This window comes from Janthinobacterium sp. OK676 (assembly GCF_900103595.1).
Taxonomy (GTDB): Bacteria; Pseudomonadota; Gammaproteobacteria; order Burkholderiales; family Burkholderiaceae_D; genus Janthinobacterium.
Genome location: NZ_FNHA01000002.1, coordinates 285,243 through 299,007, shown reverse-complemented (window position 1 = coordinate 299,007; position 13,765 = coordinate 285,243). Strand labels below are relative to the sequence as shown.

The following is a 13,765-nucleotide window of genomic DNA, read 5'->3' as shown; positions in this document are numbered from 1 at the left end:
GAAAGTAACAAGACGCGAGGCCAGCATGGCGCGGCGCGGCGCTTTCCGTATTGACGCCAAGCAAGATGACGACATTCAGATTGTCGTGCGCAAGATAGTGCTGTATTTTAGCAATTCCTTAATTGCCGGTTCCCCATGCCATGAGTCAAAGCAGCCAGTTTTCCTTATTGTCGCAGCGCCGTTTCGGGCCCTTCTTCTGGACCCAGTTCTTTGGCGCCTTCAACGACAATCTGTTCAAGACGGCCCTGATGGTGATCCTCGCCTACGATGCGCTGAGCTGGACCACGCTCGACCCGTCCACCATCACCAACCTGATTCCGGGCCTGTTCATCCTGCCCTACGTCGTGTTCTCGGCCACGGCGGGCCAGTTGGCCGACAAGTTCGAAAAGGCGGGCCTGGCCCGTTTCGTGAAATGGATGGAACTGGCCATCATGGCGGTCGCCGCCGCCGGCTGGATGACGCATACCTTGTGGCTGCTGGTGGCCGCCGTCGTGGGCATGGGCGTGCATTCGACCCTGTTCGGCCCCGTCAAGTACGCCTACCTGCCGCAGCAACTGAAACCCGAGGAACTGGTCGGCGGCAATGGCCTGATCGAGATGGGCACGTTCGTCGGTATCTTGTTGGGCGAAATTCTCGGCGCCGTGCTGATCGTGCACAAGCCGCTGGGCGTGGAACTGGTGGCCGGTGCGACGATTGCCGTGGCCGTGTTCGGCCTGATCGCCAGCTACCGCGTGCCGCGCACGCCAGCGCCCGAGCCGGACTTGAAGGTGAGCCTGAATTTTGTCGCCGAATCGTTCCGCAACCTGAATTTTTCGCGCAAGAACCGGCCCGTCTTCCTGGCCATGCTGGGCAATTCCTGGTTCTGGTTTTACGGCGCCCTGATCCTCGCCCAGTTCCCCGTCTACTCGAAGGATTTCCTGCATGGCGACCACAGCGTATTCGTGCTGCTGCTGACCGTGTTTTCCGTCGGCATCGGCACGGGCTCGCTGCTGTGCGAAAGGTTGTCCGGCCACAAGATCGAGATCGGCCTGGTGCCGTTCGGCTCCATCGGCCTGTCGCTGTTCGGCATTGATCTGTATTTCGCCAGCAATGCGTATGCGAATACGCAAGTGGTCGATGCGCTGGCGTTTGTCAGCCAGGCGGGCGTGCCGCGCATCCTGATCGACATCGTCATGATCGGCGTGTTCGGCGGCTTCTTCATCGTGCCCCTGTTCGCCCTGATCCAGACGCGCTGCGACCCGAAACACATTTCGCGCACGATCGCCGGCATGAATATCCTCAACGCGCTGTTCATGGTGGCGGCCGCCGGCGTGGCCATCGTGCTGCTGGGCCAAGGTTTTACCATCCCGCAGCTGTTCCTCGTCACGGCCATCTTGAATGCGCTGGTGGCCGCCTATATCTTCTCCCTCGTGCCGGAATTCCTCATGCGCTTCCTCGCGTGGATTTTGATCCAGACCGTGCACAGGGTCAAAGTCGTCGATGGCGAGCGCATCCCGACGGAAGGCGCGGCCGTGCTCGTGTGCAACCATGTGAGCTATGTGGACGCCATCGTCATCATGGCGGCCAGCCCCCGCCCCATCCGTTTCGTCATGGATCACCGCATTTTCAAGATGCCGCTGATGGGCTGGATTTTCCGCACGGCCAAGGCCATTCCCATCGCGCCAGCCAAGGAAGATCCCTTCCTGATGGAAAAGGCTTTCATCGATATCGCGCAGGCGCTGCACGAAGGCGAACTCGTATGCATCTTCCCCGAGGGGAAATTGACGCGCACGGGACAGATCAGCGAATTCAAGGGCGGCATCGCCAAGATCGTCGAGCGCAGCAAGGTGCCCGTGATTCCGCTGGCGCTGCGCGGCTTGTGGGGTCATCTGTTGAGCCACCGCAACGGCCATTTGTTCGAGCGCGCCTTCAAGGCGGGCTTGCGCTCGCGTTTGTCGCTGGCCGTGGGCATGCCCGTGGCGCCCGAGGCCGCCACGCCGGAGTTGCTGCAACAGAAGGTGCAGGAATTGCGCGGCAAGTGGAAGTAAGCGTCACTCCGTTCGCATAGCCGTCCCTTCCTGTCGCTCCAGGTGCGCGCGGAGCAGGGCGGTGATGGCGTCGAAATCCACCGGTTTCGTCAGGTGATGGTCGAAACCGGCTTGCTCGGTCCGTGCGCGCGCTTCGCCCTGGCCCCAGCCCGTCAGGGCGATCATCAGCACGTCGCGCCCCTGCGCGCGCTGGCGGATCTGGCGCGCCGTCTCGTAGCCATCCATGTCCGGCATCCCCAAATCCATCACAACCAGTTGCGGCCACGCCATGTCGACGGCCGCCAGCGCCTGCGCGCCGTCATACGCGACGGTGGCCGCATAGCCTTCGAGCTGGAACAGGCTTTGCAAGGAATCGGCCGCGTCGCGGTTGTCGTCCACCACCAACACTTGCACGGGCTGGCTGGCGCTGCCGGGCGATTCACTCCCGGCGGCGGCGGGCGTGGCCATCGTAGCGCCCCGGGCAGCGCCGGCGCTGGCCGGCAAGGTGACGACGAAGCGGCTGCCACGCCCCGGGCCGTCGCTGCAGGCTTCGATGCTGCCGCCATGCATGTCGGCAAATTGGCGTGCCAGGCTCAAGCCGATGCCCAGGCCGCTTTTTATCTGGCCCGCCACCGTGCGCCCCTGTTCGAACATGGAAAAGATGCGCGCGATGGCGTCCGGGGCGATGCCGATGCCATTGTCTTCGATGCTCACCTGCAACTGCCCCTGTTCCAGGCGCGCCGTAATGTGGATGTGGCCGCCCTCCGGCGTGAACTTCACGGCGTTCGACACGATATTGGCAAAGATCTGCACCACCCTGGCATAGTCGGCGTGCAAGGTCACGGCATGCGGCGGCAATTCCAGCGTGATACCGATGTGCCGGCTGCCGGCCGCAGGCTGGCACAATTCGATGACATGTTCGAGCACTTGCTGTAGTTCAAACGCCTTGCGTTGCAGCACTACCTTGCCGCTGGTGATGCGCGCCACGTCGAGCAAGTCGTCCACCAGCCGCGTCAGGTGCGTTACCTGGCGCTCGATCACGTCGCTCAGCTTGCCCACCTGCTCCGATGCGGGAAACAGGTGCTTGAGCAAGGCCACCGACGACTTGATGGGCGCCAGCGGATTGCGCAGTTCATGTCCGAGGCTGGCAATGAATTCGTCCTTGCGCCGCTGCGTCTCGCGCACCTGGTACTGGCGCTGGCGCGCGCGCAGCATGGCGTGGGCCGAGGTGATCAGGGTCAGGATGTGGACGGGGCGTTCCAGCAGGGTCAGGTTGCCCAGGGTGGCAATGGCTTGCCGCAAGGGCAGGGAATCGAGCCGCGCGTGGGTCAGCAGGGTAATTGGCAAGTCGGACCAGTCCGGCTGATGGCGGGTATAGGCGTCGAGCACGGCGTAGACGCCCGCATGCAAGGCTTCATCCACCGTCAGCACGCCGCCGGCGCCCAGCGCCAGCTGCTCGGCCAGTTCGCCGGGCGAGCGGCAGGCATGGCTGGCGATGGCGCTGCCTGCCAATACCGTGCCGGCCAGGGCGGCATCCTGGCCGGCTGGCGCGTAGATCAGGATGCGCTGCTCCATGGCGTTTCCTAGGGGAAGGGCGTGCCGCCGATGGTGGGCAAGCCCGACAGGATGCCGTGAAAGCCGGCCAGCGCCGGGCCGATGCGGATGCCCTGCGGGCTGATCTCGAAGCGGCGGATGCTGCGCTCGTGCGCGCTGCCCCGCTTCTTGAAGACGGAAATGGCTTGCCGCACCTCGCCTTCCGTTTCGTAATAGCGCAGCATGATGACGCTGTCGGCCAGATAGCTGGCGTCGGCCGCCGTCGTCATCGAGGTGCCCAGCATGTTTTGCTGCACGCCGACGAGCAGGGTGGCCACGCCGTGCTGGCTCAGGTAATTGAGCAGTTCGTGCAGATAGGTGCTCTGGAAGCGTTCATCGGGCACCGCATGCATGTAGCCATTCAGGCTATCGATGACGATCACCCTGGCACCCCGCTGCGCCGCGTCGACGACGGCCTGGGCGAATTCGCCCGGGGTCAGTTCGGCCGGATCGATCTGCTGGGCGCTGAGCAGCCCCGTGTCGAGCGCCGCCTGCAGGTGCAGGCCCACGCTGTCGGCCCGGCTCAGGAGCTTGCTGCGCGCTTCCTCGAACAGGAACATGGCGCACGGTTCGCCGCGCTTTGTTGCCGCGTGCACGAATTGCGCGGCCAGGGTGGACTTGCCGCTGCCGGCGGGACCGGAAATGAGGGTGCTCATGCCTTCTTCCAGGCCGCCGCCCGTCATGGCGTCGAGTTCGGGCACGCCGCTCGACAGGCGCCGGTGCTCGCCGTCGCGGCGCGTCTCGGCCGCCACCAGGCGCGGATAGACGACCAGGCCCTCTTGGGCGATCTTGTAGTCGTGTGCGCCACCGCGAAACGGCACGCCCCGGTATTTCACGATACGCACGCGGTGCCGGTCATTGCCATATGCCTGGTTTTGCAGCTCCAGCGAGATCACGCAGTGGGCCACGCTACGCACTTGCAAGCCGTCGTCGAGCGCGGAACGGTCATCGATCAGCATGGTGGTGCAGTGCCGGCTGGCCAGGTATTGTTTCAAGGCCACGACCTGGCGCCGGTAGCGCAGGGGGTTTTCCGCCAGCAGCTGCAGTTCCGACAGCGAATCGAGCACGAGGCGGGCCGGGCGGTGTTTTTCGATGGCGGCCAGGATGCGCTGGTTGGTCGAGGCCAGTTCGATTTCCGACGGGTGGAAGATCGTGTACTGGCGCTCGGGGTCGAGCATGTCGTCGTTGGGCGCCACTTCTTCGATGGCGATGCCGGCCAGGTCCCAGCCGTGCGACAGGGCGGCGGCGCGCAGTTCGATCTCGGACTCGGCCAGGGCGATATACAGCACGGGCACGCCGCTGCGCGCCCCGTCGGCCAGAAATTGCAGCGCCAGGGTGGTCTTGCCCGTGCCGGGCACGCCTTCAACCAGGTACAGGCGCTCGGCCAACAGGCCGCCCATGAGAATGGCGTCGAGACCGGGCACGCCCGTTGACAGCAGCGCGTCCGGGCCGTTCGCGCCATCGTGTTGTGCCCATCCATGCGCCTGTGCCGTCATCATCGCACCCCGCTTCGCCACGCCGTGGCCAATATAGTAGCGCGTCTGCCGGAACATGTCTTTTCGATACCATTGGTAAATAATTATTCTGCCGCGCCTGCCGCGAGGAATAGCGTTGCGTCCGCTTCGGTTAGTTCAGCAAAGAAATCTTGACCCTGCTACAGTATTCACTCAATCCACCTTTTCCGCATTGTCGTTTTGCCACCGCCCGCCAGGTTCCAGGATGACTTTTCTGGCGTGCCGCCGCTGTTGCTGTCTTCATTTTATTGCCTCATTGATAATTTAATTCGCTTGATGGTTACTATGTTTCAATTGTAACGATGCTTGACGATTTTAGAATGATCGTTCATTCTTTGATCTGCGTTAATAAATTTAGTCATTTCTAACGACACTAGCCAGCTTCTTTTTCAGAAAGTCCAAGATGCAACCAACCTTTTCCCTGACGTCGCCGCGTACGAGCGGCGCTATTGCCGTTCTGTGCGCCACTGTAATCATGGCCGGCTGCAGTAAAAAACAGGAAGCACCTCACGCGCAGCAAGCGCCACAGGTGGTCGTGTTTACTGTTAATCCGGCCGCGTTGCCGATGAGTGCCGAATTGCCCGGCCGTACAAATGCCTACCAGGTCGCCGATGTGCGCCCGCAAGTCGGTGGCTTGATCCAGAAGCGCCTGTTCGTCGAAGGCAGCGATGTGAAAGCGGGCACGGCCCTGTACCAGATCGATTCCGCCACGTATCAGGCCGCCGCCAATTCGGCCAAGGCCGCACTGTCGAAAGCCAAGGCCAACTTGCTGACGGCCGGCCCGAAAGCGGCCCGCTACAAGGAACTGGTCGCCATCGAAGGCGTGAGCCGCCAGGAATACGATGATGCCGTCGCCGCGTTCGAGCAAGCGAAGGCAGACGTCGAGTCCGCCACTGCGGCGCTGGAATCGGCCAACATCAACCTGCGCTACAGCACCGTGACGGCGCCGATCAGCGGCCGCACCAGCCGCTCGACCGTGACGGCCGGCGCGCTGGTGACGGCAGGCCAGGCCGACGCGCTGACGACCGTGCAGCAACTGGACCCGATCTATGTCGACGTGACCCAGTCGAGCACCGACCTGCTGCGCCTGAAACGGCAGATGGCCGACGGCTCGCTGAAAAAAGCGGGCGAAGGCCAGGCCAAGGTCGATCTGATCTTGCCGGACGGCAGCAAGTACAGCGAATCGGGCAAGCTGCAGTTCGCCGGCGTGTCGGTCGATCCGACCACGGGCAACGTGATCTTGCGCGCGCTGTTCCCGAACCCGAAAGGCGAATTGCTGCCAGGTATGTACGTGCGTGCGCAGCTGGAAACGGGCGTGGATGAGAAAGCCATTACCGTGCCGCAAGTGGGCGTGACGCGCAACCAGAAGGGCCAGGCCACGGCCATGATACTGAACAAGGAAAACAAGGTCGAGCAGCGCGTGCTGACCACCAGCGGCACCGTCGGCACCAACTGGCTGGTGACGTCCGGCCTGGCCGCAGGCGACCGCGTGATCGTGGAAGGCTTGCAAAAAGTCAAGCCAGGCGCCCCAGCCGTTGCCGTGCCGGCCAAGGCCGAAGCCGCTCCTGCGCCCGCCGCTGCCGCCTCTGCCGCAGCATCGGCTGCCAGCGCCCACTAATTCAGGAGAATATTAATGGCCCGTTTTTTCATTGACCGCCCGATTTTTGCCTGGGTGGTCGCGATCGTCATCATGCTTGCCGGCGTGATTTCGATCCTCAGCCTGCCGATCGCGCAGTACCCGAGCATCGCTCCGCCGTCGATTTCGATCAGCGGCTCCTACCCTGGCGCTTCCGCCAAGACCGTGGAAGATGCCGTTACCCAGGTCATCGAACAAAAGATGAAGGGTATCGACGGCTTGCGCTACATGTCCTCGTCGAGCGATGCGACTGGCGGCATCAGCATTACGCTGACGTTTACCAGTGGCACCAATCCCGACATCGCCCAGGTGCAGGTACAGAACAAGCTGCAGCTGGCCACGCCACTGCTGCCGACGGCTGTCACGCAACAGGGTCTGGTCGTGTCGAAAGCGACGAAGAACTTCCTGATGGTGTTCGGTTTCATTTCCGAAAACGGCAAGATGGACCAGACCGACTTGAGCGACTATGTGGCCGCCAACGTCGTCGATCCGCTCAGCCGCGTACCGGGCGTGGGCGACGTGACCCTGTTCGGTTCGCAGTACGCCATGCGTATCTGGCTCGACCCGGCCAAGCTGCAAAGCTTCAACCTGACCCCGGCGGACGTGATCACGGCCGTACAGGCGCAGAATGCGGAAGTGTCGGCCGGTGAGCTGGGCGGCACGCCGTCCGTCAAGGGCCAGCAGCTGAACGCCACCGTCTCGGCGCAAAGCCGCTTGCAGACGGCCGAACAGTTCGGCGCCATCTTGCTGAAAACTACGACCAACGGCGCCATGGTGTACTTGAAGGACGTGGCCAGCATGGAACTGGGCCGCGAGAACTACAACACCGTGGCCCGCTACAACGGCCATGCGGCCACCGGCGTGGCGATCAAGCTGGCAACGGGCGCCAATGCGCTCGATACGGCCAATGCGGCGAAAGCCATGCTGGGCAACCTGAGCAAGCAATTCCCTGAAGGCATGAGCTACCAGGTGGCGTTCGACACGACCCCGTTCGTGAAACTGTCCATCGAAGAAGTGGTGAAAACCCTGGTCGAAGCCGTCATCCTGGTGTTCCTGGTGATGTATCTGTTCCTGCAAAACTTCCGCGCCACCCTGATCCCGACCATGGCCGTGCCGGTCGTGCTGCTCGGTACCTTCGGCATCCTGAATGCCTTCGGTTACTCGATCAATACCCTGACCATGTTCGCCATGGTGCTGGCCATCGGCCTGCTGGTCGACGATGCGATCGTGGTGGTGGAAAACGTCGAGCGCGTGATGAGCGAAGAGGGCTTGTCGCCGCTGGAAGCGACGCGCAAGTCCATGACGCAGATCACGGGCGCGCTGGTCGGTATCGCCATGGTGCTGTCGGCCGTGTTCGTGCCGATGGCCTTCTTCGGCGGTTCGACGGGCGTGATTTACCGCCAGTTCTCGATCACGATCGTCTCGTCGATGGTGCTGTCCGTCGTCGTCGCGCTGGTGTTTACGCCCGCCTTGTGCGCCACCTTGCTCAAGCCGGTCGAAAAGGGCCATCACGCGACGAACAAGGGTTTCTTCGGCTGGTTCAACCGCAGTTTCGATCGCAGCAGCAACAAGTACCAGGGCATGGTTGGCGCCATGATCCGCCACCGCGCCCGCTCGATGCTGCTGTACGTGCTGTTGCTGGCCGGCCTGGTGTTCATCTTCATGCGCCTGCCGACCTCCTTCCTGCCGGAAGAAGACCAGGGCATCCTGTTTACACAGATTCAATTGCCGACGGGCGCCACGCAAGAGCGCACCCTGAAAGTGATCGAGCAGGTCGAAGACCACTTCATGAACAGCGAGAAGGACAACGTCGCTTCCGTGTTTGCCGTGGCCGGTTTCAGCTTCGGCGGTAACGGCCAGAATACGGGTATCGCCTTCGTGCGCCTGAAAGACTGGTCGCTGCGCAAGGACGTGGCGCAAAAAGCGCCGGCCGTGGCCGGTCGCGCCATGGGCAAGCTGTTGCAGATCAAGGATGCGATGGTGTTTACGTTCGCTCCGCCTGCCGTGCTGGAACTGGGTAACGCCACCGGTTTCGACATGCAGCTGCAGGATATCGGCGGTGTCGGCCATGACGCCCTGATGGCGGCGCGTAACCAGTTGCTGGGCATGGCGTCGCAGAATCCGGCCATGGTCGGCGTGCGTCCGAACGGCCAGGAAGATACGCCGCAGTACAAGATCGACATCGACCAGCAGAAAGCCACCGCGCTGGGCTTGCAGATCTCGGAAATCAACCGCGTGCTGAGCGTGGGCTGGGGTAGTTCGTATGTGAACGACTTCCTCGACCGCGGCCGTGTGAAGAAAGTGTTCATGCAAGGCAATGCCGAATCGCGCATGCAGCCGGAAGACTTGAACAAGTGGTTCGTGCGCAATAGCGCTGGCCAGATGGTGCCGTTCTCGGCCTTCGCCACGGGCAAGTGGATCTACGCTTCGCCACGCCTGGAACGCTACAACGGCTTGCCGTCGGTAGAGATCCTCGGTACGCCGGCGCCGGGCCAGAGCACGGGCGCCGCCATGAACGCGATGGAAGAGATGGTCGCCAAGCTGCCGCCTGGCATCGGCTTCAGCTGGACCGGCGTGTCGCTGGAAGAGCGCGAATCCGGTTCGCAGACACCGCAGCTGTATGCGCTGTCGCTGCTGATCGTGTTCCTGTGTCTGGCCGCGCTGTATGAAAGCTGGTCGATTCCGTTCTCCGTGCTGCTGGTGGTACCGCTGGGCGTGATCGGCGCCGTGCTGGGCACGTGGTTCTTCGGCCTGTCGAACGACGTGTACTTCCAGGTGGGCTTGCTCACGGTGGTGGGCCTGTCGGCGAAGAACGCGATTCTGATCGTCGAATTCGCCAAGGAAATGCAGGAATCGGGCATGTCGCTGCTGGACGCGACCTTGCACGCGGTGCGTCTGCGTCTGCGTCCGATCCTGATGACCTCGATCGCCTTCGGCCTGGGCGTGTTGCCACTGGCGATCTCCAGCGGCGCCGGTTCCGGCAGCCAGAACGCCATCGGTATCGGCGTGCTGGGCGGCATGTTGACGGCCACGTTCCTCGGTATCTTCTTCGTGCCGGTGTTCTTCGTGCTGGTGCGCGGCTTCTTCTCGAAGTCGGACGCGCCCGCCACGCCGGCGACGCCTGGTTCGCCAGCCGTCACGCTTTCTAAGGATGCGCATTAATATGAAAAAAACGCTACTCTCCATGGCGGCACTGGCCTTGCTGGCCGGTTGCAGCCTGGCTCCCACGTACGAGCGTCCGGCAGCGCCGGCGCCCACGGGGTGGCCGACCGGTCCTTCCTACAAGGCCGACGCGGCCGCCGCCGACGCCAAGCCGGTGGCGGACGTCGCCTGGCGCGAGTTCTTTGCCGATGCGCGCTTGCGCCAGGTACTGGAACTGGCGCTGGCCAACAACCGCGACCTGCGCGTCTCGATCCTGAACATCGAGAAGGCGCGCGCCACCTACGGCATCGAACGCGCCGCCCTGATCCCGACCCTGTCGGCCTCGGGCGGCCAGTCGGCCACGCGCATTTCGAAAAACGCCAGCCCGACGGGCGAAGCGTCGATCAACCGCCAGTACACGGCGAACCTGGGCGTGTCGGCCTACGAGCTGGATTTCTTCGGCCGCGTGCGCAGCCTGTCCGACAGCGCGCTGGAACAATACCTGGGCACGGAAGAAGCACGCCGTGCACAGCAGATCAGCCTGGTGGCCGAAGTGGCCAGCACCTATCTGAACCTGGTGGCCGACCAGCAGCGCCTGCGCGTGGCGCAAGACACCTTGAAGAGCCAGCAATCGTCGTATGACCTGGCCGTGCGCCGCTTCAGTGCCGGCGCCACGTCGGGCCTGGACAAGTACGATGCCCAGACCAGCGTGGAATCGGCCCGTTCCGACGTGGCCGTCTACACGAGCCAGGTGGCGCTCGACCAGAACGCGCTGGTGCTGCTGGTGGGCGGCCCCGTGCCGGCCGAGCTGCTGCCGCAAGGCGAGTTCGGCGCCGTGACGGCCCTGGCGGACATTCCGTCCGGCCTGCCGTCGGACGTGCTGCAACGCCGTCCCGACGTGCTGGCGGCCGAGCGCACCCTGCGCGCGGCCAACGCCAACATCGGCGCGGCGCGCGCGGCCTTCTTCCCGCGCATTTCGCTGACGGCGACGGCGGGTTCGGTCAGCGACAACCTGTCCGGCCTGTTCAAGGCGGGCAGCGGCACGTGGAGCTTCCTGCCGCAGATCAGCTTGCCGATCTTCGATGGCGGCGTGAACCGCGCCAACCTCGATATCGCCAAGGTGCAGCGTGAAATCTCCGTGGCGCAATACGAAAAGGCGATCCAGGTCGCCTTCCGTGAAGTGTCCGATGCGCTGGCCCAGCGCGGCACCATCGACGAGCGCCTGCAGTCGCAGGTTTCGCTGGTCGAGGCGTCGACGAAGAGCTACACCATCCATGACGCGCGCTACAAGCAGGGCGCCGAGTCCTACCTGAACGCCCTGGTGGCCCAGCGCGCGCTGTACACGGCGCAGCAAAGCCTGATCACGGCGCGCCTGGCCAAGTCGACCAACCTGGTCACCCTGTACAAGGTGCTGGGCGGCGGTTGGCAGCCTGAGCAGACAGCCGTCGCGGCGGCTGGCGGCGCCCAATAACCACGGGGACGCCGACGCCGGCCTTGCCCTTGTTCGCAGGGGCAGGGCCGGCGCGCTACTGGAAAATCATGAACCAAGTTGAAAAGAAGCATCCGGACCCCGAGCGCGCCAACACGCGGCGCAAGCAGGTGCTAGATGCGGCCGAGAGCTGCTTCAGCCGCCGCGGCTTCCACGGCGCCAGCATGGCCGAGATATCGAAAGCGGCCGGCATGAGCGCGGGCCACATCTATAATTATTTTGACAGCAAGGATGCGATCATCGCCGCCTTCGTCATGCAGAATACGGAGCGGGTGTCGAACCTGATGCAGGACCTGGCGCAGCGCGAAGACCCGCTGCAGTCCGTGATCGACAATGCGGGCGATCACGTGCTCGAGGCGCTGGACCAGAAAACGTGGCTGATGCCGCTCGAGATTTTTGCCGAAGCGTCGCGCAATCCGGTGATCGCCGAAATGCTGCGCTCGGCGGACGTGCGCTCGCGCCAGTTGTTCCTTGCCATCGTCCGCGACGCGCGCATCAAGCGAGGATTGCCGGCCGACGAGGAAATGCTGCAAGGACGCCTCGATGCGCTGGTGGCCCTGTACCAGGGCTTGCCCGTGCGCTTCATTCATCATCCGGACGTCAAGGTCGAACCGCTGATCGCCGGTTTCCGCATCGTCCTGAGGGCGCTGCTGCTGAGCGAATAGAGGGTCTGGCCGGGCCATGCAAAAAAGTTTGCGCAGTTCGACATGAATCATGCGCAAAGCATGGCAAAAACCTAAAAGCGTCTGCTATAATTCCCACCTCGTCGGGGCGTAGCGCAGCCTGGTAGCGTACATGCATGGGGTGCATGGGGTCGGAAGTTCGAATCTTCTCGCCCCGACCATTAGATTCAAGGAATTAGGCCACTCTTCGGAGTGGCCTTTTTCTTTTGGTGCGAGGTTTTTACCCCTGCATTTACCCCTACGAAAACATGGGCTTGTTTGCAATCATTTGGCATGGGTTGAAACAGGTTCTTCCTCTTGACGATTGACCCTCCCTCCATGTCCTCGTGAACGCCGCGACCTTGCCAGCGTCGGATAATGCCGAGTAATGCCACATCGATCACTGCAATTGCTCACGCAATGTCATGAGCAGGATAAGCGCACGGGCGATGCCGACGTGCTGATGCCTGCAGCCACGCTGCAGGCGTACCCTAAGGACAGCCGCAGGAGCGGCGGATGCGCATGGTCACAGGCATGCGCACCACGCTGCGCGCCGCGTCCGGTTCCCTCATGCGTCGGATCAGCAGGCTCACCGCGCGCGCGCCGATGTCTTCCAGCGGCTGGGCGGTGACAGTCAGGCTGGGGCTGTGCAGGTCGGCCCAGTCGAGGTCATCGAAACCGGCGAAGGCTATTTCCCCCGGTATCGCCACGCCAGCTTCCTTCAATGCGCGCATCGCGCCCAAGGTCATCAGGTTGTTGCCGGAGACGATGGCGCTGGGCCGGTCGGGTAGGGCCAGCAGCGCGTGCACGGCCAGGCGCGCCGGTTCGATGCTCGATTCGCCGTATGCCACCAGGCGCTCGTCGATGGCCACCCCGGCCGCCGCCAGCGCCCTGCGGTAGCCTGTCAGCCGCTCGCCGCTGGTCGAGTTCCACTGCGCCCCGGACAGGTAGCCGATGCGGGTGTGGCCGTGTCCGATCAGGTGCGCCACCAGCGCCTGCATCGCCTCGGTGTTTTCGACGCCGACCTGGTCGAATGGTGTCGGCAGCAGATGGTCGACCAGCACCGCCGGGATCTGGTTGGCCTCCAGGTACTTCAGCGAGCGCAGCGCGCCGTCGTTGGTCGGCGCCATCAGGATGCCGTCGACCCGGCGCTGGTGGAAGGCCTGGACCACGCGCAGTTCCTGCTCGGGGTCGTCGTGGGTGTCTGCAAACAGCATCATCAGGCCGGCCTTGCCGCAGGCGGTGTCGATGGCCCGCACGATTTCCGAAAAATAATGGTTGGCGAACGTCGAGATGGCCACGCCTATCGTGCTCGTGGTCGAGCGCGCCAGCGAGCGCGCCAGCGAGTTGGGGATGTAGCCGGCCGAGGCGATGGCCAGACGCACCACCTGCTCGGTTTCCGGGTCGACCCGCCGGGTCCCGTTGATGACGTGAGAAACGGTGGACACGGATACGCCGGCAACCCGGGCGACGTCGTTCATGTTAGCCAAAGAGCGGCCCTTCCATTGTTTTGTGTTTGGTCGTGCAGGATAGCACGGCCAGGCGCAAGCGCTTGCGCGCAGAGGATGGAAAAATTGACAACTGTCAGAAATAGTGGTTATTTTTGCCGCGCAAGCGCTTGCGCAAGCGCTTGTATGTGTCGTACTATCTATTCGGAGCTTGAAATGAGGAAAGCCGCGGCATCGCGGCGAGTCCGTTTCATGACACCGCGCGCAGACGCGGCC

Annotated in this window: 8 protein-coding genes and 1 tRNA gene; 6 read left to right on the top strand and 3 right to left on the bottom strand. The window is 63.3% G+C overall.

Annotated features, from left to right (window positions below; all coding sequences use genetic code 11):
- Positions 1–140 precede the first annotated feature (140 nt).
- On the top strand, positions 141–2,027 hold the full coding sequence (locus BLU39_RS04930) for an MFS transporter (RefSeq protein WP_035820937.1): 1,887 nt from the start codon (positions 141–143) through the stop codon (positions 2,025–2,027).
- A gap of 3 nt (positions 2,028–2,030) precedes the next feature.
- Here BLU39_RS04930 and BLU39_RS04925 read toward each other — a convergent pair whose 3' ends face one another.
- Complete coding sequence (locus BLU39_RS04925; RefSeq protein WP_092710500.1) at positions 2,031–3,581, bottom strand: hybrid sensor histidine kinase/response regulator; 1,551 nt, start codon at positions 3,579–3,581, stop codon at positions 2,031–2,033.
- An 8-nt stretch (positions 3,582–3,589) separates the two neighbouring features.
- Positions 3,590–5,095: an ATPase domain-containing protein gene (locus tag BLU39_RS04920; protein ID WP_092711289.1), complete on the bottom strand. Its 1,506-nt coding sequence runs from the start codon at positions 5,093–5,095 to the stop codon at positions 3,590–3,592.
- 421 nt (positions 5,096–5,516) lie between these two features.
- On the opposite strand from BLU39_RS04920, the gene BLU39_RS04915 reads away from it, so the two are divergent.
- From BLU39_RS04915 to BLU39_RS04895, 5 genes are all read left to right on the top strand, one after another.
- Positions 5,517–6,731, top strand: a complete 1,215-nt coding sequence (locus BLU39_RS04915) for an efflux RND transporter periplasmic adaptor subunit (RefSeq protein ID WP_092710497.1) — start codon at positions 5,517–5,519, stop codon at positions 6,729–6,731.
- 15 nt (positions 6,732–6,746) lie between these two features.
- Positions 6,747–9,911, top strand: coding sequence for an efflux RND transporter permease subunit (locus BLU39_RS04910; RefSeq protein WP_092710494.1), 3,165 nt, complete (start codon positions 6,747–6,749; stop codon positions 9,909–9,911).
- A 1-nt stretch (position 9,912) separates the two neighbouring features.
- Entirely contained in the window at positions 9,913–11,361 is a 1,449-nt protein-coding gene (gene adeC, locus BLU39_RS04905; protein WP_092710490.1) for an AdeC/AdeK/OprM family multidrug efflux complex outer membrane factor, read from the top strand.
- Between the two features lie 68 nt (positions 11,362–11,429).
- The gene (locus tag BLU39_RS04900; RefSeq protein WP_092710487.1) at positions 11,430–12,044 is read left to right on the top strand and encodes a TetR/AcrR family transcriptional regulator; all 615 of its coding nucleotides are present in this window, start codon (positions 11,430–11,432) and stop codon (positions 12,042–12,044) included.
- A 102-nt stretch (positions 12,045–12,146) separates the two neighbouring features.
- Positions 12,147–12,223 (top strand) — tRNA-Pro (locus tag BLU39_RS04895).
- Positions 12,224–12,532: 309 nt separating this feature from the next.
- Here BLU39_RS04895 and BLU39_RS04890 read toward each other — a convergent pair.
- Entirely contained in the window at positions 12,533–13,522 is a 990-nt protein-coding gene (locus tag BLU39_RS04890) for a LacI family DNA-binding transcriptional regulator (protein ID WP_232731162.1), read from the bottom strand.
- Positions 13,523–13,765: the final 243 nt, after the last annotated feature.